Origin of the sequence: Prevotella sp. Rep29 (assembly GCF_019551475.1) — a bacterium.
Classification (GTDB): domain Bacteria; phylum Bacteroidota; class Bacteroidia; order Bacteroidales; family Bacteroidaceae; genus Prevotella.
Window position 1 is genome coordinate 1,461,230 of record NZ_CP047159.1, and the last position, 19,435, is coordinate 1,480,664.

19 protein-coding genes are annotated in these 19,435 nt (G+C 45.9%); 9 read left to right on the forward strand and 10 right to left on the reverse strand.

Features of this window, described 5'->3' with window-relative positions; all coding sequences use genetic code 11:
- Positions 1-29: 29 nt before the first annotated feature.
- From GRF55_RS06215 to GRF55_RS06225, 3 genes are read left to right on the forward strand one after another with little or no spacing between them, the layout of a single operon-like run.
- Positions 30-1,595, forward strand: a complete 1,566-nt coding sequence (locus GRF55_RS06215; protein WP_220367596.1) for an acyl-CoA carboxylase subunit beta — start codon at positions 30-32, stop codon at positions 1,593-1,595.
- A 24-nt stretch (positions 1,596-1,619) separates the two neighbouring features.
- Complete coding sequence (locus GRF55_RS06220; protein WP_220367597.1) at positions 1,620-1,778, forward strand: hypothetical protein; 159 nt, start codon at positions 1,620-1,622, stop codon at positions 1,776-1,778.
- A gap of 12 nt (positions 1,779-1,790) precedes the next feature.
- Positions 1,791-2,219 carry a biotin/lipoyl-containing protein gene (locus tag GRF55_RS06225; protein ID WP_220367598.1) on the forward strand — a complete coding sequence of 143 codons (429 nt, stop codon included), beginning with the start codon at positions 1,791-1,793 and terminating at the stop codon, positions 2,217-2,219.
- Positions 2,220-2,328: 109 nt separating this feature from the next.
- Here the strand turns inward: GRF55_RS06225 and panD are convergent, their stop codons facing one another.
- Together panD and panC are read right to left on the reverse strand one after the other, a co-directional pair.
- Positions 2,329-2,676, reverse strand: a complete 348-nt coding sequence (panD, locus tag GRF55_RS06230; RefSeq protein ID WP_220367599.1) for an aspartate 1-decarboxylase — start codon at positions 2,674-2,676, stop codon at positions 2,329-2,331.
- A 4-nt stretch (positions 2,677-2,680) separates the two neighbouring features.
- On the reverse strand, positions 2,681-3,535 hold the full coding sequence (gene panC / locus GRF55_RS06235; RefSeq protein ID WP_220367600.1) for a pantoate--beta-alanine ligase: 855 nt from the start codon (positions 3,533-3,535) through the stop codon (positions 2,681-2,683).
- Between the two features lie 170 nt (positions 3,536-3,705).
- Between panC and GRF55_RS06240 the strand changes: the two genes are divergently transcribed.
- Both GRF55_RS06240 and GRF55_RS06245 read left to right on the forward strand, forming a co-directional pair.
- A complete protein-coding gene (locus GRF55_RS06240; protein ID WP_220367601.1) occupies positions 3,706-4,515 on the forward strand; it encodes a glycogen/starch synthase in 810 nt (269 codons plus the stop codon).
- A 26-nt stretch (positions 4,516-4,541) separates the two neighbouring features.
- A complete protein-coding gene (locus tag GRF55_RS06245) occupies positions 4,542-5,984 on the forward strand; it encodes a DUF4270 domain-containing protein (protein WP_370626696.1) in 1,443 nt (480 codons plus the stop codon).
- Positions 5,985-6,172: 188 nt separating this feature from the next.
- Here the strand turns inward: GRF55_RS06245 and GRF55_RS06250 are convergent, their stop codons facing one another.
- The 8 genes from GRF55_RS06250 to GRF55_RS06285 all read right to left on the reverse strand — a co-directional run bounded on the left by GRF55_RS06250 (position 6,173) and on the right by GRF55_RS06285 (position 16,137).
- Positions 6,173-7,810 carry a dipeptidase gene (locus tag GRF55_RS06250; RefSeq protein WP_220367602.1) on the reverse strand — a complete coding sequence of 546 codons (1,638 nt, stop codon included), beginning with the start codon at positions 7,808-7,810 and terminating at the stop codon, positions 6,173-6,175.
- A gap of 11 nt (positions 7,811-7,821) precedes the next feature.
- A complete protein-coding gene (locus GRF55_RS06255) occupies positions 7,822-9,468 on the reverse strand; it encodes a M23 family metallopeptidase (protein WP_220367603.1) in 1,647 nt (548 codons plus the stop codon).
- A gap of 18 nt (positions 9,469-9,486) precedes the next feature.
- On the reverse strand, positions 9,487-9,696 hold the full coding sequence (locus GRF55_RS06260; RefSeq protein ID WP_220367604.1) for a hypothetical protein: 210 nt from the start codon (positions 9,694-9,696) through the stop codon (positions 9,487-9,489).
- Complete coding sequence (locus GRF55_RS06265) at positions 9,696-10,724, reverse strand: DUF4296 domain-containing protein (RefSeq protein ID WP_220367605.1); 1,029 nt, start codon at positions 10,722-10,724, stop codon at positions 9,696-9,698. The genes GRF55_RS06260 and GRF55_RS06265 overlap by 1 nt, the downstream gene beginning before the upstream one ends.
- Positions 10,705-11,358 carry a lipoprotein signal peptidase gene (locus tag GRF55_RS06270; RefSeq protein ID WP_220367606.1) on the reverse strand — a complete coding sequence of 218 codons (654 nt, stop codon included), beginning with the start codon at positions 11,356-11,358 and terminating at the stop codon, positions 10,705-10,707. The genes GRF55_RS06265 and GRF55_RS06270 overlap by 20 nt, the downstream gene beginning before the upstream one ends.
- Positions 11,359-11,739: a TraR/DksA family transcriptional regulator gene (locus GRF55_RS06275; protein WP_220367607.1), complete on the reverse strand. Its 381-nt coding sequence runs from the start codon at positions 11,737-11,739 to the stop codon at positions 11,359-11,361.
- A gap of 12 nt (positions 11,740-11,751) precedes the next feature.
- Positions 11,752-15,174, reverse strand: a complete 3,423-nt coding sequence (gene ileS / locus GRF55_RS06280; RefSeq protein WP_220367608.1) for an isoleucine--tRNA ligase — start codon at positions 15,172-15,174, stop codon at positions 11,752-11,754.
- Between the two features lie 327 nt (positions 15,175-15,501).
- Positions 15,502-16,137: a 30S ribosomal protein S16 gene (locus GRF55_RS06285; RefSeq protein ID WP_220367609.1), complete on the reverse strand. Its 636-nt coding sequence runs from the start codon at positions 16,135-16,137 to the stop codon at positions 15,502-15,504.
- A 129-nt stretch (positions 16,138-16,266) separates the two neighbouring features.
- On the opposite strand from GRF55_RS06285, the gene GRF55_RS06290 reads away from it, so the two are divergent.
- From GRF55_RS06290 to GRF55_RS06305, 4 genes are all read left to right on the forward strand, one after another.
- Positions 16,267-17,172, forward strand: coding sequence for a glycosyltransferase family 2 protein (locus tag GRF55_RS06290; protein ID WP_220367610.1), 906 nt, complete (start codon positions 16,267-16,269; stop codon positions 17,170-17,172).
- A 194-nt stretch (positions 17,173-17,366) separates the two neighbouring features.
- Positions 17,367-18,164 carry an RsiV family protein gene (locus GRF55_RS06295; protein WP_220367611.1) on the forward strand — a complete coding sequence of 266 codons (798 nt, stop codon included), beginning with the start codon at positions 17,367-17,369 and terminating at the stop codon, positions 18,162-18,164.
- Positions 18,161-18,781 carry a 16S rRNA (guanine(527)-N(7))-methyltransferase RsmG gene (gene rsmG, locus GRF55_RS06300; RefSeq protein WP_220367612.1) on the forward strand — a complete coding sequence of 207 codons (621 nt, stop codon included), beginning with the start codon at positions 18,161-18,163 and terminating at the stop codon, positions 18,779-18,781. Before GRF55_RS06295 ends, rsmG begins: the two co-directional genes overlap by 4 nt.
- Positions 18,778-19,422: an MBL fold metallo-hydrolase gene (locus GRF55_RS06305; protein WP_220367613.1), complete on the forward strand. Its 645-nt coding sequence runs from the start codon at positions 18,778-18,780 to the stop codon at positions 19,420-19,422. The genes rsmG and GRF55_RS06305 overlap by 4 nt, the downstream gene beginning before the upstream one ends.
- Positions 19,423-19,435: the final 13 nt, after the last annotated feature.

Consider the following 19,435-nt stretch of genomic DNA (forward strand, 5'->3'; position numbering starts at 1 on the left):
TCCGATTCTTTAATAATCAAAATATAAAAATGAGTAAGCAATTAGAAAAGATCAAGGCTTTGATTGCGAAACGCGAGGAAGCCCGTCTTGGTGGTGGCGAGAAAGCCATTGAAAAACAGCATGCACGCGGAAAATATACTGCCCGCGAGCGTATCGACATGTTATTGGACGAAGGCAGCTTCGAAGAGTTCGACATGTTCAAACTCCATCGTTGCACGAACTTCGGCATGGAAAAGAAACAGTATTTGGGTGATGGTGTTGTTGCCGGATCAGGAACAATCGACGGACGCCTTGTGTACATCTTTGCACAGGACTTCACCGTGAACGGTGGTTCGCTCTCGGAGACAATGGCTGAGAAAATCTGTAAAGTGATGGACATGGGTATGAAGATGGGAGCTCCCGTCATCGGCATCAACGACTCTGGCGGTGCACGTATCCAGGAAGGTATCAATGCGCTTGGCGGATATGCTGAGATTTTCGAGCGCAACATCCTCGCATCGGGTGTCATTCCTCAAATTTCCGGTATCTTCGGTCCTTGCGCAGGTGGTGCGGTTTACTCTCCTGCCCTCACCGACTTCACCCTGATGATGGAGAACACATCATATATGTTCCTCACAGGTCCTGCGGTTGTGAAGACCGTTACAGGCGAGGACGTTGACCAGGAGCACCTCGGTGGTGCAAGCGTTCACGCTTCAAAGAGCGGTGTGACACACTTCACTGCTTCTACTGAGGAAGAGGCTCTCGAGATGATTAAGACCCTTTTGAGCTATATCCCGTCAAACAACATGGAAGAGGCTCCGCGCCGTGAGTGCACCGACCCCATCGACCGCATGGAAGACTCGCTCAACGAGATTCTGCCCGACGACCCGAACAAGGCATACGACATGTACAAGGTGATTTCTGCTATTGTTGACAATGGCGAATTCCTCGAAGTACAACCTAAGTTCGCTAAGAACATCATCGTTGGCTTTGCCCGCTTCAACGGTCAGAGCGTGGGTATCGTTGCCAACCAGCCCTCTTGCTATGCAGGTGTGCTCGACGTTAACGCCAGCCGCAAGGGTGCGCGCTTCGTTCGTTTCTGCGACGCGTTCAACATTCCTATCGTCAGCCTCGTTGACGTTCCCGGATTCCTCCCAGGTACCGGACAGGAGTACAATGCAGTCATCCTGCATGGCGCACAGCTACTCTACGCTTACGGAGAAGCAACCGTTCCAAAGGTTACCATCACCCTGCGCAAATCGTATGGCGGTAGCCATATCGTGATGGGATGTAAGCAGCTCCACACCGACTTGAACTATGCATGGCCGAACGCTGAAATCGCCGTTATGGGTGCATCGGGCGCAGTTGCCGTCCTCTATGCAAAAGAAGCAAAAGCCAAGAAAGAGGCTGGTGAAGACGCTGCAGCATACATCGCAGAGAAGGAAGCTGAATACTCAGAACTATTTGCTAACCCCTATCAGGCAGCAAAATATGGTTACATCGACGATGTCATCGAACCGCGTAACACACGTTTCCGTATCTGTCGTGCACTGGCACAGCTTGCAACCAAGCGTGACTCTCTCCCTGCTAAGAAGCACGGAAATATTCCTATGTAATCCCTTAACATTAAACCAAAGAAAATGGCAAATGTAAAAAATGAAGTGTATGCTGCCATTGCCATGGCGCTGCACGAGTTTAAAGGAAATAATGTACACGACAAGGAGTCTGGAATCATTACTATCAAGCCACGCTGCACCGAATGGAACGCACGTGCGCTGATGATGACCCAACATCCATAAAAGTATTGTGATATGAAAGAATATAAATATACAATTAACGGAACAAAATACGAAGTTGCCATAGGTGATATCGTAGAGAACATTGCCAACGTAACGGTCAATGGCGAAGAATACAAAGTAGAAATGGAACCGGAAGCAGAGCCGGAGAAGAAGGTAGTTGTAAAACCCGTTGCTCAACCAGCTCCTGCTGCTGATGCTGCTCCTGCTGCTAACGCTAACGTCAACACGGCTGACGCTGTGAAGGCTCCGCTGCCAGGCGTTGTCATCGAAATCAAAGTTGCCGTTGGCGACGAAGTGAAACAAGGTGACACGGTTGTTATTCTTGAGGCAATGAAAATGGCTAACAACCTCGAAGCAAACAAGAGCGGAAAGGTGACTGCTATTTGCGTGAAAGCCGGTGAAAGCGTCATGGAAGACACACCGCTTGTTGTTATTGAATAACAGGACAACCTATCTATATAAGAAAGCGGTCTTGCCAGTGATTGGCAAGACCGCTTTCTTTATATGCTTTATGTAACGATGGCTTCCACGAAACGCCACCGCACCTCATTTATTTCACAACGCGGTTGTTCTTAGGGAAGACCACCGTCGGTTTGAACGTCTTGGCTTCTTCAAAATCCATCAAGGCATAGGAAATGATAATCACCGTATCACCTACCAGGCATTTGCGCGCCGCTGCCCCATTGAGACAGATACAGCCGGAACCGCGCTCGCCTTTGATAATATAGGTCTCGAAGCGCTCACCATTATTGTTGTTGACAATCTGAACCTTCTCGCCGGCAATCATATTGGCTGCGTCGAGCAAATCCTCGTCAATCGTCACACTGCCAATGTAATTCAAGTTGGCTTCCGTGATTTGCACACAATGCAGTTTTGATTTCAAAACCTCTATCAGCATAGCTTTATACCTCCTTATATTTAATATGGTCTATCAGTCGGATAGGTGTCTTTCCACAATAGACCGTGATACATCCCACCACGTAATTGCTGCTTTCCCAAAACTCGACATCCAACAACGTGTTGCCGTCCACGATGGAAAAATATTCCACCTCAAGACCTTCCACGCTATTGATTTGCTCCACCACCCAGTCGTGAGTCTCAGCTACGGAATGCTTCTTCGCATAGTCGATGCTGCCTTTAAGCGCTTGATAGATATTTGGAGCTATTGCACGCTCATCCGGTGCCAGCAAGGTGTTGCGCGAACTTTTTGCCAGTCCGTCATCCTCGCGGACAATGGGACATTCCACAATTTCCACTTTGATGGAGAGCGCACGCACCATTGCTTTCACAACAGCAATCTGTTGAAAATCCTTCTCCCCAAAATAAGAACGGACGGGACGAACGATATAGAACAAACGACTGACCACCTGGCACACGCCATTGAAATGGCCTGGGCGGTGGGCACCCTCCATGACCGTTGATATCGGCGGAAACTCAAACTGACGGGTGTCGGGCGTCGGATACATCTCCTCCACCGACGGTGCAAAAACATAATCAGCACCAACGGTCTCCAACAGCTTGCAATCCGCATCCAAATCACGCGGATAGTTCTTTAAGTCATTCTTGTCATTAAACTGAGTAGGATTGACGAATACGGAGACAACCGTCACGTCATTCTCCTTCACACTCTGTTCCACCAACGAGGCATGTCCTTCATGCAAAGCGCCCATCGTCGGAACCAAACCAATGCTTTTCCCTTCCTTACGAGCAGTAAACAACTCATTCTGAAGATCTGCTATCTTATGAAATACTTTCATGTTTATGTGCACTTTTTGTAATCCGCTGCAAAAATAGTAACAAATTTCTTAAATAAGAAAGAATTATTTTAAAATAATGCCAATAATCACTCGCTTTTACCTAAATTAAACAAAAAGTTATCCCTAATCCGATTTTTTTTTGTATCTTTGCATTGCTAATTCGAATTACAATGGCAAAGAAAATATTATTCATCAATCAGGAGATTGCTCCATACGTTCCCGATAGCGAAATGTCTATCCTGGGAAAAATGCTGCCACAACTCATTCAGGAAAGCGGGTATGAAATTCGCACATTCATGCCGAAATGGGGAACAATCAACGAACGGAGAGGACAACTCCATGAAGTGATTCGTCTTTCGGGAATGAATCTGATTATTGATGATACGGACCATCCGCTGATTATCAAAGTGGCATCTATCCCCACCTCACGCATTCAAGTCTATTTCATTGATAACGACGACTATTTCATGAAACGGCAGATGAGTGAGAACGAAGCAGGACAAGAATATCCGGACAACGGCGAACGTGCCGTTTTCTTCGCAAGAGGCGTGTTGGAAACGGTGAAAAAACTACGATGGACTCCCGATATCATTCTCTGCCAAGGATGGATGGGCGCAGTTGTTCCGCTGTATATCAAGACAGCATACAAAGACGAACCTTCATTTGCAAACACGAAAGTCATCACCTCACTCTTCGAGAAACAGATAAAGGGAGACTTCAGCAACAACTTCAAGCGTGCTGTTGAATATCGCGAAGCAAAGAGCGACTTACTCAAAAATTATAAAGATGTGTTTGATTTCCTGGAACTTGGGAAGTTGGCTATCGACTATTCTGACGGCATCGTAGAGGCCACGAAGAAAGTCAATGCCAAACTGATTAACTACGCAAAAGAGAAGAAGTGTCCAATCCTTTCATATCCGGGAGCAGAAGATTATGCGAAAGCATATCAAGAATTCTTCGAACAAATAACCAACGAATAAAAAATATTCAATATTTCGAAAACAAAATGATGAAGACGAAATTTCTGGCAAGCATGCTTTTCGCAGTATTTGTTATAGCAGCTTGCGATGACAACACGGAATCAATCGGAACATTCATTACGGATGGTGCTGACCATCTTGAAGTAACAGCAGACTCCTTCAACGTGACCATGAACTCCATAGCGGCAGATTCAGTCCTGTCACGCAGCAACGTCGGATACTTGGGAAAGGTAAAAGACCCCGAGACTGGTGCTTATATCACTGGAGATTTCACAACACAATTCAGCGTGATAGAAGACGTAACCTTCCCCAACATCAACATTCTTGACCAAATCACGGCAGAAACGGTTGCCGACTCATGCGAGATGAGGCTCTTCTATCAAAACTACTTCGGCGACTCACTTGCCACGATGAAGCTTACCGCCTATGAACTCCAAAGTCCCATGAAAGAGGATGTCAACTACTATTCCAACTATAATCCGCAAATTGAAGGGCTGATACGCGCCGGCGGCATAGAGACATCGCAGGTGTATTCCATCAAGAACATGAAGGTGAGTGAAGACGAACGCTCTGACAAGGATTTCATAGAATATATCTCCATCAAGCTTAACGACCCCTACACGGACAAGGACGGCAATACCTATAACAACTTTGGAACATATATCCTAAGAACCTATCATCAGCATCCTGAGTATTTCAAGAACTCATACAATTTTGTCCACAACGTGATACCCGGTTTCTATATCAAGAACACGGGAGGACTTGGTTCTATGGCATACATCAACTCCTCACAGCTGAGAATAAACTTTAAATATGACTATAATGACAGCACCTATAATGGAGCATTCTATTTTGGTGGAACCGAAGAGGTGCTGCAGAAAACAACCATCAGCAATGACAAGGAAACCATCACCAAACTCGTGAATGACAACTCCTGCACTTATATAAAAACGCCTGCAGGCGTTTTCACTCAAGTGACATTACCCATTGACGAAGTGGTGTCGGGACACGAAAATGACACCATCAACCGTGCAAAAGTTGTCTTGAGACGCATCAACAATACAGAGCAGAGTGAATATACGCTCGACCTACCTCAGACATTGTTGATGATTCCAAGCGACAGCATATACAGTTTCTTTGAGAATGGCAACATCGCCAACTACAAACAATCATTCCTCGCTACCTACTCCGGCAGCAACTCAAGCACGGCTGAAGCCAACACTTATACGTTCAACAATATTGCGTCGCTCGTTTCCTTCATGGCTGACAATAAAAGAAACGGTATGAAGAACGACCCTAATTGGCTCAGCCAGCATCCTAACTGGAACAAAGTCGTATTAATTCCCGTCACTGCTACATATAATAGCAGCAACGAACTGTATAAGGTAACGCACGACATGTCGCTGACAAGCACGAAACTGAATAACACGAACGTCAAGCTATACGTCATATATAGCCGCTTTGAGTAAGAAAATGGCTGATAACTATCTTGAAAAACGGCGGGAAACGTATGAAAAGAAAAAAGAACTGTGGCTAAAGAATAAACGCAGATTTCCCGTACATCGCACAAAAAAGACAGAAGATACATCCCAACCATAATAAAAACAGCGCCCGCGTAGTGAATATGCGGGCGCTGTTTCTTTTCAGCAAATAATTTCTATTGCTCCGGATGAACAAACTTGTCACCAGTTGTTTTTGCAAGTCGGCGAGCAAAATTCTCCGGGAAACCTGGACGCTTCACACGAGCACCAAGTCCCGTCTTCGTCAATTCAAACTTACCATCTTTTTCCGGTTTGATGATCATATCGTTGTATTTCACAATCAGGTAGATTGCAAGCTCACGCCAACGCTCCAACATCTGTTGCGCCTTTTCATTGCTGTAGTCATTCAGATATTTAACGGCAGCAGCTTCATTGGTCTTATAAAGTGCCAGAGCTTTCTCTTCAACCACCTTCTGCTGCTCATTGTAAGATTTCTCCAATGAGTCACGCACCTCCTTCAGCGAAGGGAACATTTGCGAGTAACGGGGATACACCATGTTACTTACCCAGTTGCACACCCAATATGCATTCTTGTCAGAGAATTGCACATCACTGGCTCCCGGGGTGTTGTAACACTCCGGCTGAACCGTATTTCCACAATAAATCGGAGTATAGGCAACCATGTTTCCGTCATCGTTTCCAAACCACAAGACACCACCTATTTGGCGAGGTAACCATGAACGCATCTGCGAAACATAAGAAAAAGCAGATTGCTGAGTACTAATAGGACGCTCACAGAAATATTTCTTGCCATCAACGGTATAGCTAAGCGGAGTCGGACGATAAGGCATCTCCCAAATACCGCCACCCATATCACCATCCAAAGCAAGAGCTGTTCCTTCATAATGGTCGCGCATGCAATCCTTCATCTCTTGCAGACTAACCTTGTGGTCGGGAATTATCCACAGTGGCATCGGCTCTGCATTGGGGTCTTTACCCATTGCCCATGGCAGATAACGATCAAATCCCTTGTCAAAACGACGGAAGAAGCTCCATACACGGGCATCGCAGAAACGACGACCTCCGAAATCTGCCGGGGCATACGTTTCACACCAGTCAAAATCAGCATCCTTTCCAGTGAACCATCCTTTTTCACGCGCAAACTTGATGCAGTCTTTTGAGAACAACACGTTTTTCTTGTCCTTCTGGTTAAACTTCCTGATACGGCTTTGGTTGGCGTGTGCACAAATAGCGTCATCGGGTATTCTAAGAGCTACCCATACAGCACCTTTACCACCAGGTCCCTTACCCATCATCTCCATAATCCATGCCTCATTCGGGTCACAGATTGTAAATGTCTCGCCACTCGAACGGAAACCGTAAGTCTCGGCAAGGTTGGTCATCACGCTGATAGCTTCTCTTGCTGACTTCGAACGTTGCAAAGTCAGATAAATCAACGAACCATAATCAAGCATCGATGTGGTGTCGATCATTTCCTCACGACCTCCATAAGTGGTCTCGCCTATTGTCACTTGGAACTCATTGATGTTACCAATCACGTTATAGGTTTCCGGAGCCTCGGGTATCTGCCCGTGATACGAGTTGTCGTCCCAGTCATAAATAGAACGCATCGTTCCCTTGGGATGCTTACCTGCCGGGAAATGGCAAAGACCGATGAACATACCATAGTCATCTGCACTGTAGGTACACAAGACAGACCCATCAGTGGTTGCCTTCTTACCAGCAATCAAATTGGTGCATGCCGATGCTGCAACGGCACACAACAAAAAGGTTGAAATAAAAATTTTTCTCATACAATTAGGATTTAATATTTAACTTGAATAACCATATTCTTTTCATTTGCCCGATGATCTCGTGCCTTCAGGCGCAGATTACGCAGTTTCCCATTCGGACGCACCGGCGTCTTCTTCAGGTCACACACATAGGTAGCGGAACGCGGAAGCTTCTTAAATAGCACGAACTGACCGTCGAGATATCCTTCGAAGGCTGCCACCCCACTCTTCCCGTCTTCGACACGCGCTGTTAGGACTGATGAATTGGAGGAGAAATTGCAGGTGATTGCTGGAGGCGCATCATCATACATAATTTCATGTGCACATGTCAAGTCACGTATCCTTCCTGTCACCCATCCGTCTTTGTATTCGCCTCCCATATAATAATCAGCTGTCGAATGGCACACGATATAAAGCTTCTTTGTATCAGGAACATTCCGTTGAAGTCGAAGACTGAGCTTTCCATCACCAAAAAGAGGTAATGCTGTTTCTGAAAATACATACAGACTGGAATACTTAGCCTGCCTTGTAATACGTGTGGAAAGCTCTATATCATTGGTCAGCAGCCCCTTGTCAATTGACAAAATGGCTCCGTTGGTTCTGAATATGCTTTTCCTATTCCTGTGTAATATCTGATAACGCTTTTTCTGGACCTCTGGCTTGGAAGAAACAAGTTCAGACTTTTTCCCTCTCACGACAAAGGTATATTCCGAAGTATTGCCAAAATAGTCACTTAATATATATTGTACGCGATAGTCACGCTCTTCATTAAAATCAAATATCCCCCTATCCGCACCTGTCGTTATCACGGGAAGAAAATTGGCTGGCTCCTTGAAACTTTTCATAAACCAAACTTTGGTCTTACGATAATGCTCGTAATCTCCCCATATATTTACCAAACGGTTATGAGTCACTGGAATATCGTGGACATCACTATGAAAAATCTCATTGCCGTCAATCAACAATCGAGTACTTCTTATCCCATATTTATTTCCGTTCGACCCTGGCATGTAATCATCAGCCCTGATACTGAAACCGACCTTTCCCCAAGCCGTCAGCGTGTCTTTCCGGGCATTACCTGAAAACTGGAACGACCTGTTTTGAATATTTCCATTAAAAACGCCCTCGCCCGGTTGCGGATATGCCATAAAAGCATGTGCCACCGGCGGAGTGTTGTCGTTTACATAATCACCAAGAAACTCCAGAGGGTCGAGCATGTTCCATGTTCGTGTGTCATGGATTTCAAGATGTAAATGAGGAGCTTGGGAAGCTCCCGTATTCCCACTTAAAGCGATAAGCTGTCCCTGCGCTACAGGCAACTCATAGGCACGGAAACGAACATCAGTCACGTTCGAACGATGCTCGTACTGCCACTTTTTGACCAATGCATCAATCTGTGGCGTAAAACTTTTAAGATGCGCATATACGCTGGTGTAACCTTCTGGATGCTCCACATATATGGCATTCCCGAAACCGTCCAAATCTACTGTTACCCTGCTGATAAAACCATCACCAATCGCATGAATCAGTTTTCCCTCAACTTGCTCTGTCTTGATATCCACCCCGCCATGAAAATGATTCGGACGCGGTTCTCCGAAATTACCTGCCAGAATCATCTCATAATTGATGGGTGACCCATATGAGAATATCGACAACAACAGCCCTATCAACATTTTCATCTCTTTTCTGCTTTATGTTTATAAGAGTTTCCCATTCCAAAAGGCACGCAAACAACCATCCTTTCCTGCAGATAAAACAATTGTTCCACCCAACCATTCCGTCATAGGAAGTTCTTCTTCCAAGTGTCCGTATTTCAGAACTTTGCCGTCAACAAGTTCGACAAACGCTTGCACGATAGTCTCGTCGTCATATCGTAGCTCATGAACAGCAATCCTCCTCTTCTTCATCACCTTCTTTTATGTGGCAGAGGAAGCCTTTCTCTATGCACTGGGACATCTGGCTCTATCACCTCTTGCTCTTGTTCCACATTCGGGGCGGCAACACGAGAACGATGCCCTTGGGGAATTGCGGGCGAACTATTTGCCGAAGGTCTCTCGTGTGGAATTGGGAGGTTTTCATTTCTCTCCGGCTCCATCGGTTGCTCTGCCATTCCGTCATCAGCACGCTCAGTACCTGGCTCCAAATGAGTGGAACTTACACGCATTCTTATCAGCTGAATATCATAAATGCTGAGCAACTTGTAGGTCTGGGATTTGTCGTTCAGATGATTAATCAATGAAACATATCCGCGAATTTCTTTAATGCCAACCTTTTCCGGGTCGTCTATCCTGACTGAGGTATAGCCGTTAGATGAGAAATTCTGAATCTGCGTGGCTATACTGTCATTCCTAAATCGCACAGACAGAGTTGCGACAGCATTCTTCGTTCCATCTTGGAAAATGAATTGACTCTTAAAATTCAACAGGATACGGTCCCCTTGATGGAACGATGTATCTGCCTTTATTGCAAACGACAATTTATTATGAGGAGGTTTGGGGAGAAGGATTTCTGAGCGATTGCCTTGCCAGATATTTGCCGTATCTCCCTTTGCGGACAAAGCTGCGTAATCGTTTACATTTCCACCCAAGCTCTTTGATTCTTCAGAAAAACGCTTGGCTATATTCTCGTAGATTTTGTGCAAGCGCTCCGTATATCTATAATAATATACCATTGACGAATCGAACTCTGCCTGAGTAACTCCGTGCTTTTTCAATATGGCATCATGCGATGCAAGAAACATCACCCCATCCTGCCGTGCTCCCATTTGAGTGTATGCATCCAAAAGGTGGTAGTCATACAGGATTTTCTCCATCTTTCCCGGCTGTATGTACTTCCGTGGCACTGACGGTTTGCAGGCAACTGCTCCGAACAAGACCACCACAACAGCCAAAAGCTGAACCGCAGGCACGATATGACTACTTATCCGCTTTCTCATCCTTATGATTAAAGAGGGAGATTTGTGATAATTCCTTACGGTAGAACAGCAAAAGCGCTACAACTCCGACGCTGATACACGAATCGGCAAAGTTGAAAACAGGACTGAAAAAGATGAAATGCTCTCCTCCCCATATCGGCAACCAATCCGGGAGATTGGTATCTATGATGGGGAAATAGAACATATCAACTACCCTGCCCTGCAGGAACGGAGCATAGCCCTCTCCAAAAGGCACCAATGTCGAAACAGAAAACGGTGTGGATTCTGAGAAAATCAAGCCATAAAACAAACAGTCGAAGATATTCCCAATGGCTCCCGCAAAAATCATAGACAAACATACGAGATATCCCGTCCGCACCTTTTCTTTCAATACTTTCCAGATATAATAGCCAATGACTGAAACCACGACTACGCGGAAAAGTGTGAGCACGACTTTGTTGATGAATGTCATTCCATACGCCATCCCGTTGTTTTCAATGAACAAGATCTGAAACCAATCAGCAATATGGATACTTTCACGAAGATACATGCCGGTCTTTACTTCAATCTTTATTATCTGATCTATGACAATCATAATAACAATCAGACCGAAAGCCAACCAACCTTGCGAGAGGAATTTCCGTCTTCCTTTCATTTAACGCTTACGTGCATTTTTTGAAGCGACACTTAATGTAGCATGAGGCACAGCGCGAAGACGTTCTTTGGGAATCAGTTCTCCCGTCATGCGGTCTATTCCATAGGTCTTGTTTTCTATGCGAATCAGTGCCGCCTCCAATCCCTGGATGAATTTCTGCTGCCGACTGGCAAGCTGCATCAGTTCCTCTTTGCTCTGTGTAGCACTACCCTCCTCTAATATCTTATATGTAGGAGAAGTATCGTCAACATCATTACCATCAGCATTCATCAACTGTTTCATCATGATATCATAATCACGACGTGCCAATGCCAATTTTTCATTGATAATCGAACGGAACTCTTCCAGTTCCTCATCCGTGTAACGTGTTTTTTCTGCCATAGCAATTTAAAATTATTTGTCTATTTTCTTGATATTGATATTTAACTTAAATTGATCAAATTCAAATTCAACGCCCGAGTTATCAGCTATTTCCACACTGTCTGCCAGCACCTGTTGCTGAATATAATCAGTGTATGAAGCAACTGCCTCTTCTATTTGCGGATTCGGTGAAACCACGACATGGATTCTGTCCGTAATCTCCAAGCCGCTATCCTTCCGCAAGTTCTGAATGCGGTTGATCAGTTCACGAGCCATACCTTCGCGCAACAGTTCATCGGTCAACTGAACCTCCAGGGCGACGGTCAGATTGCCTTCGTTCGAAACCAGCCAACCAGGGATGTCTTCACTGATAATCTCAACATCTTCAACATCTACGACAACCTGTTCGCCATCTACCGTCATCGTATATGTCTTGTTCTTTTCAAATTCGGCAATCTCCTCTTGCGACAATTCTGCCATCTGTGCAGCAACGCCCTTCATGAGCTTGCCAAACTTCTTGCCCATCGTACGGAAGTTGCATTTTACCTTCTTCACCAAGATGCCAAGGCCATCAACGAAATTCAGTTCTTTCACATTCACTTCGCTCAAAACCAATTCTTTGACGGCTTCGATGTGCTGTTTCTGAGTATTGTCCGTTGCTGGAATCATGATAGTTGACAGTGGCTGACGGACTTTGATGTTGACCTTCCGTCGCAATGCGAGCACCATAGAGGTGATTTTCTGTGCCATGCCCATCCGTTCCTCAAGTTCCCGGTCGATAAGAGCCTCGTCTGCCTGTGGGAATGTGTCAAGATGAACGCTGTCACATGAGCCACCCAGGTCGCAATAAAGCTCGTCGGCATAGAACGGCGCAAAAGGTGCCAGCAGTTTGGAGATGGTCAGCAAGCATGTGTAGAGGGTTTGATATGCCGACAACTTGTCTGTGCTCATCTCTTTTCCCCAGAAACGCTTACGGTTCAGACGCACATACCAGTTACTGAGGTCGTCATTCACGAAGGCAGCAATCAGTCTGCCGGCACGTGTCGGGTCATAGTCTTGCAATTCGGCATCAACCTTCTTCACCAGAGAGTGGAGTGAAGACAGAATCCAACGGTCGATTTCAGGACGTTCGTCATATTTGACTTCCGGCATCTTGCTGTCAAAGCCATCCACATTTGCATATAATGCAAAGAATGAGTAGGTATTGTAGAGTGTTCCGAAGAATTTGCGTCCCACTTCTGCCACTCCTTCCGGGTCAAACTTCAGGTTGTCCCACGGCTCGCTATTGGTCATCATATAGAATCTGACAGCATCGGCACCGTGTTTCTCTATCATTTCAAAAGGACTGGTCACGTTGCCCAAACGCTTGCTCATCTTATTGCCTTTTGCGTCGAGCACCAATCCGGTTGAAATCACATTCTTATACGCCACATTGTCAAACACCATCGCTGCAATGGCATGCAGGGTAAAGAACCAACCGCGTGTCTGGTCAACTCCCTCATTGATAAAATCGCACGGGAACGCCAGTCCCTTGTCGATTTCATCCTTATTTTCGAAAGGATAATGAACCTGTGCATACGGCATAGCGCCTGAATCGAACCAAACGTCAATAAGGTCTGTCTCGCGCTTCATCGGTTTTCCCGTTTCGCTCACAAGCACGATATTGTCCACATAAGGACGGTGAACGTCTATCTTATCATAGTTCTCTTGCGACATATCACCAGGAACAAAACCTTTTTCCTTGAAAGGATTCACGTCCATGATGCCGGCTTTCACACTTTTCTCTATTTCATTGTACAGTTCTTCCAACGACCCGATGCAGATTTCCTTGCCGTCTTCATCACGCCAGATGGGAAGTGGTGTTCCCCAGAAGCGCGAACGGGACAGGTTCCAGTCATTCAGGTTCTCAAGCCAGTTGCCGAAGCGTCCGGTTCCCGTTGATGCCGGCTTCCAGTTGATTTGCTTGTTCAACTCGACCATTCTGTCCTTACATGCCGTTGAACGGATAAACCAAGAGTCGAGCGGATAATAGAGCACGGGCTTGTCCGTACGCCAGCAATGCGGATAATTATGGGTATGTTTCTCTATCTTGAAAACCTTATTCTGGGCTTTCAGGTCCATGCAAATGGTGATATCCAGCGTCTCGTCTTTATCCGTAAGATTTTCATCGTACGCATTCTTGACATAACGCCCTGCATATCTGTCCCACACCTCTCTATTGACATATTTGCTGACGAAATCTTGGTCCAGATCTTCTATCTTGAAATATTTTCCTTCCAAATCAACCACCGGGCGTTCAGCTCCCTTCTGGTCAATCAACACGATAGGCGGAACACCTGCCTTTTTGGCAACAAAGGCGTCATCGGCACCGAAATTCGGAGCAATATGCACGATACCCGTACCGTCTTCCGTCGTTACGTAATCGCCTGGTATCACGCGGAAAGCGCCATCCTGCACAGGACGGATGCCAGGGATGAGCTGTTCATACGCAATTCCTTCCAAGTCCGTTCCCTTATAGCGTCCGACGATTTTCCAGGGAATCACCTTGTCTTCTGCCTTATAAGCCTGCAGGTCTCCATCCTTTCCTTCTTCCTTGAAGTAGGCGTTCAGACGAGCTTCAGCCAGCACCACCGTAATCGGCTCTGACGTGTATGGATTATAGCTCTGAACCGCCACGTAATCAATCTTAGGTCCTACACAGAGAGCTGAGTTTGCTGCCAGTGTCCATGGCGTTGTCGTCCATGCCAAGAAATAGGGTTTGCCCCACTCTGCCATTTCGGGTTTCGGAGTCTTGATAGAGAACTGTGCCGTGCAAGTCGTATCTTTCACGTCGCGATAACACCCCGGCTGGTTCAACTCATGGCTGGAGAGTCCTGTTCCGGCTGCCGGAGAGTATGGCTGAATGGTGTATCCCTTATATAGCAGACCGTTGTCATACAACCGTTTCAGGAGCCACCACAATGTTTCGATGTACTTATTGTCGTAAGTGATATACGGGTCATCAAGGTCTATCCAATATCCCATACGCTCGGTCAGGTCGCGCCACTCGGCTGTGTACATCATCACGTTCTCACGGCACCGGCGGTTGTATTCCTCGATAGACACATTTTTAGGCGAAGCCGGATTATCGATATCCGCCTTTGTAATACCTAAGGCTTTCTCTACACTCAGCTCCACAGGCAATCCGTGGGTATCCCAACCTGCCTTACGTTTCACTTGATAGCCCTTCATCGTCTTATAACGACAGAAGGCGTCTTTGATTGCACGTCCCAATACATGGTGGATGCCTGGATGTCCGTTGGCTGAAGGGGGACCTTCATAGAAAACAAACTGAGGACATCCCTCGCGCTCATCTACTGAGCGCCGGAACACGTCATGGCGTTTCCACGCTTCCAGCATATCTTGATTGGTGGCGGTCAGATGAAGACCGCTATGTTCTGCAAACTTTTTTGACATATTGGTTAGTTTATTACATTATTTATAATTAATGCGCAAAGTTATTAAAAAAAATTGTGCCAACCAAATTTGCGCATGATAATAATGCCAAATTAGTGTTAGTTTGATGCAAAAAAGGACTTCTCATCATGCGAAAGTCTGCATAAGCGAAATTGAAAGTACAGGTTTTTCCAACCAAATTCAGTGAAATTGGTGACCAAATTCAGTGAATTTGATTACCAAATCAAGTGAATTTGGTCAGCAAATCAAGTTGAATTGGTCAGCAAAAATAAAGGGAGAATGTGCAAAAGGCTGCACACTCTCCCTTTCATTCCTTCATTGCCAAGATTATGCTTCAGCAGGCTCTTCAGCCGGAGCTTCTTCTGCTGCAGGTGCTTCCTCAGCCTTCGGTTCCTCAACAGGAGCTTCTTCTACTTTCGGCTCTTCTGCAACGGGTTCCTCAACAGGAGCTTCAACAGTTTCTTCTGCTGCAGCTTCCTCTGCCGGAGTTTCCTCTGCTACTTCAGCAGCTTTCTTGTCAGCTACTTTCTTTGCAATTTCTTCGTTCTTCTTTTTCTCTTCCTCAAGATTCTTTGCTGCTGCATCTTTCTTTGCTTTCGCATTCTTCTCGCGAACAGCCTCAAAACCTTTCAGTTTCTCTTCCTTCCATGCGTCGAACTTTTTCTGGGCTGTAGCCTCATCAAACGCTCCTTTTCTTACGCCACCGCGCAGGTGTTTCATAAGATAGACGCCTTCGTTTGAAAGGATGTTACGAACTGTGTCTGTCGGTTGCGCACCGACTTCCACCCAATACAGGGCGCGATCGAAATTCAAATCTACTGTGGCTGGATCGGTATTCGGATTGTACGTACCAATCTTCTCAGTAAATCTACCATCACGTGGTGCCCTTGCGTCAGCGATAACGATACGATAGAAAGCATAGCCCTTACGACCGCCGCGCTGTAATCTGATTTTTGTTGCCATTTTTACTTAAAATTTGAATTAAAAATTTGAATCTCATGCCATTATCTCGTAATAGCGGGTGCAAAGGTACACATTTTTTTCCTATTACAAAAGGTTTTTCGTTTTTTCTTTCTATTTTTGCAAACGAATATGACGAACCAACTGTCCATATTGCTGCCCGCCTTCAATACCAATTGCTCTCAGTTGGTGGAGGAATTGTCGCGCCAGGCTGCAGATATCTCACTGCGGAGCGATTTCCGCTATGAAATCATCGTTGCGGAAGACGGTTCGACCAATCAGGAGACGATTGCGGCAAACAAAGCAATACTGGACTTGGAGAATTGCAGGCATATCGTTCAAGGAAAAAACACAGGAAGGGCTGCCATCCGGAATCTGCTGACAAGAGAAGCCCAGTACGAATGGTTGCTTTTCATCGACAGCGACATGTCTGTCGGAAAAGACGTCATCCGCAACTACCTGGCGACTGATGCGGCTCAGGTCATCGATGGCGGATATATTCTGCGTAGGGACGACCGCAGATGGAAGGGCAATCTCAGATATTTGTATGAGGTGGAGGGAGAAGAAGCTCACTCCTGCGAGCAACGGACGAGACACCCTTACCAGCAGTTTCACACTTCAAACTTCTTAGTGCAGCGGGAAGTGCTCATCAAACATCCGTTCGATGAACAGATTAAGGAATATGGCTACGAGGATGTGTTATGGGGACGGACATTAAAAGAGAACAGCATCACCATCAGTCACATTGATAATCCCGTGCTCTTCGTGGATTTTGAAGACAACCTCGCTTATCTCCAAAAAACGGAAACGGCTTTACACACATTATATAAATATAAGGACCAACTCGAGGGATTCTCCCAACTGCTCACCACAGCCAACCGCCTCAAAAAGAACAGGTTGGACGGCATTATACGAGCGTTATACCGCATTACTCAAAAACCGATACGCAAGAATCTGATTTCAGCACACCCCTCTTTACTGCTTTTCAAATTCCACAAACTGGGATATTTCTTGAGCATCAAGGAAGAGGCACGTTGAGAAATCATTGCCGAACAAGTCTCTTGAATCCAAATCGGACATTAGACTTTGTATTCAGAATATCTAATCGTTCTCATGACTGATTTAGGTTGAATACGCTCTTATATTTGCCGTTTTCAACAAATACTTGCGCATAAAACTCCTTTTCTCAATTATTTTCTTTACTTTTGCAGCGACGAATCAACAAAGTTGAAATGAAACGACAGTTCACAGCAATCATATTCCTCATCCTTGTAACGGCTCTGACTTGTTGCAAGGACAGCAACCATACACAACGTCCTTCTGGCATTGAGTTCGACAGCATCGCCATCGACACTGTCGCCACTCTAACTTCTGACATGAACGCTCCTCAATGCATCTTGAAGTTGGACATTAAGATTGCAAAGGGAGAGCACGCACGGCAGATTAACGACAGCCTCATCAGGAGCGGTATATTGGTACCCGACTACCTGTCGCTCACGACCATGAGTTTATCGCCGAAAGAAGCTGTTGACTCTTTCGTGAAAAGATACATCAATGACTATCGGGAATTTTACACCCCAATCTTTCAGAAAGAAGCCAACAAGGCATACGGTCAGCAATTTTTCGAGGTGACGACAAAAACACAAGGCGGCAAAGAGGGCATCACAAACTATATCGCAAACATCAGCATCATTTCCGGAGAACAAAATACGGAATACACGCTCGCGAGGAATATCGATGAGCGCTCGGGAAAGATACTTTCACTGAGCGATATCCTTGACGACGGCTCTGAGTCGGCTGTCGGGGCAGTCATCCTAAAGCAACTGGGCAAACAAGAAGACAAGAGCACTGACGACCTCCTGCAGGAAGGATTCTTCGCCAGCAGGGATGCCTACCCTTCGCACAATTTCTTGCTCAACGAGAATAGCATTACATTTATATATATAAGTGGTGAGATTGCCAACAGGCTGAAGGGGGAAATCCATGTGGACGTAGAATACAGTGACCTGAAAAAATGGCTAAAGATATGAACGAGATATTGAAATACTTCCCCCACCTCAGCGAGGAGCAAGGCAGACAGTTTGAACAGCTTGGCACGCTCTACCGCGAATGGAATGAGAAAATCAACGTCATTTCACGAAAAGACATTGAGCATCTCTATCTGCACCATGTACTCCATTCACTGAGCATCGCAAAAGCCTTGAACTTCAAAAAAGGAACACGCATCCTCGATTTAGGAACCGGAGGCGGATTCCCGGGCATTCCACTTGCCATCATGTTCCCCGAATGCCAATTCAAACTGATTGACGGAACGGGAAAGAAAATACTCGTCACCAAGGAAATTGCCACAGCCGTCGGACTGAGCAACGTGCAAGCCATGCAAATACGTGGAGAGGAAGAGAAAGAGAAATTCGACTTCGTTGTCAGCAGGGCGGTAATGCCACTACCCGACTTGTGCAAATTGGTGCGCAAGAACATTTCCAACAAACATCAGAACGCAATGCCTAACGGCATCTTTTGCCTGAAAGGCGGGAATATCGACGGGGAAATCCATCCCTTCCGCAAAAGCATCGAAGTAATGGAAATCAGCAACTGGTTTGACGAAGAATGGTTTAAAGAAAAATATTTAATCTATTTACCTATATGATTAACGTACAGCGGTTTATCTGCAATATGCTCGACGAGAATTGCTACGTCGTAAGCGATGAGACCAAGGAATGTGTAATCATCGACTGCGGAGCATTCTATGACGAAGAACGGATTGCCATCGTGGACTATATCCGAACGAACGGACTTACCCCGAAACGCCTGCTGGCTACCCACGGGCACCTCGACCACAATTTCGGCAATACCACCATCTTCGAGCAGTTCGGACTGCGTCCGGAAATTGCTAAGGAAGACGAGCGGATGATGAACAATCTGCATGCACAGGCAGAAACATTCTACCACATGCAGCTCGAAGAAGAATACCCTGCCGTTGAGAGGTTTTTCGAAGAAGATAAGAACATTACGTTCGGAAACCAGACACTGCAAATTATCCCGACTCCTGGACACTCACGAGGCTCGGTATGCTTCTACAACAAAAAGGAGAACGTACTCTTCACGGGCGACACGCTTTTCCAAATGTCTATCGGAAGGACCGATTTGCAAGGCGGCAGCATGATGCAAATCATACAAAGCCTGCGCACGCTGGCACAACTTCCCGACGAAACGATTGTCCTGCCGGGACATGGAGGGCAGACAACCATAGGAGAAGAACTCAAACACAATCCTTATATGGATAGATAGAAACCAAATCGGT

Bases quoted from the DNA above. Each gene is read 5' to 3' on its own strand.
- GRF55_RS06220 (WP_220367597.1), top strand. From the start codon at position 1,620: ATGGCAAATGTAAAAAATGAAGTGTATGCTGCCATTGCCATGGCGCTG.
- GRF55_RS06250 (WP_220367602.1), bottom strand. From the start codon at position 7,810: ATGAGAAAAATTTTTATTTCAACCTTTTTGTTGTGTGCCGTTGCAGCA.
- GRF55_RS06290 (WP_220367610.1), top strand. From the start codon at position 16,267: ATGACGAACCAACTGTCCATATTGCTGCCCGCCTTCAATACCAATTGC.
- GRF55_RS06295 (WP_220367611.1), top strand. From the start codon at position 17,367: ATGAAACGACAGTTCACAGCAATCATATTCCTCATCCTTGTAACGGCT.
- GRF55_RS06260 (WP_220367604.1), bottom strand. From the start codon at position 9,696: ATGAAGAAGAGGAGGATTGCTGTTCATGAGCTACGATATGACGACGAG.
- GRF55_RS06275 (WP_220367607.1), bottom strand. From the start codon at position 11,739: ATGGCAGAAAAAACACGTTACACGGATGAGGAACTGGAAGAGTTCCGT.
- ileS (WP_220367608.1), bottom strand. From the start codon at position 15,174: ATGTCAAAAAAGTTTGCAGAACATAGCGGTCTTCATCTGACCGCCACC.
- GRF55_RS06245 (WP_370626696.1), top strand. From the start codon at position 4,542: ATGATGAAGACGAAATTTCTGGCAAGCATGCTTTTCGCAGTATTTGTT.
- GRF55_RS06240 (WP_220367601.1), top strand. From the start codon at position 3,706: ATGGCAAAGAAAATATTATTCATCAATCAGGAGATTGCTCCATACGTT.
- GRF55_RS06270 (WP_220367606.1), bottom strand. From the start codon at position 11,358: ATGAAAGGAAGACGGAAATTCCTCTCGCAAGGTTGGTTGGCTTTCGGT.
- panD (WP_220367599.1), bottom strand. From the start codon at position 2,676: ATGCTGATAGAGGTTTTGAAATCAAAACTGCATTGTGTGCAAATCACG.
- panC (WP_220367600.1), bottom strand. From the start codon at position 3,535: ATGAAAGTATTTCATAAGATAGCAGATCTTCAGAATGAGTTGTTTACT.
- GRF55_RS06305 (WP_220367613.1), top strand. From the start codon at position 18,778: ATGATTAACGTACAGCGGTTTATCTGCAATATGCTCGACGAGAATTGC.
- GRF55_RS06255 (WP_220367603.1), bottom strand. From the start codon at position 9,468: ATGAAAATGTTGATAGGGCTGTTGTTGTCGATATTCTCATATGGGTCA.
- GRF55_RS06225 (WP_220367598.1), top strand. From the start codon at position 1,791: ATGAAAGAATATAAATATACAATTAACGGAACAAAATACGAAGTTGCC.
- GRF55_RS06265 (WP_220367605.1), bottom strand. From the start codon at position 10,724: ATGAGAAAGCGGATAAGTAGTCATATCGTGCCTGCGGTTCAGCTTTTG.
- rsmG (WP_220367612.1), top strand. From the start codon at position 18,161: ATGAACGAGATATTGAAATACTTCCCCCACCTCAGCGAGGAGCAAGGC.
- GRF55_RS06285 (WP_220367609.1), bottom strand. From the start codon at position 16,137: ATGGCAACAAAAATCAGATTACAGCGCGGCGGTCGTAAGGGCTATGCT.
- GRF55_RS06215 (WP_220367596.1), top strand. From the start codon at position 30: ATGAGTAAGCAATTAGAAAAGATCAAGGCTTTGATTGCGAAACGCGAG.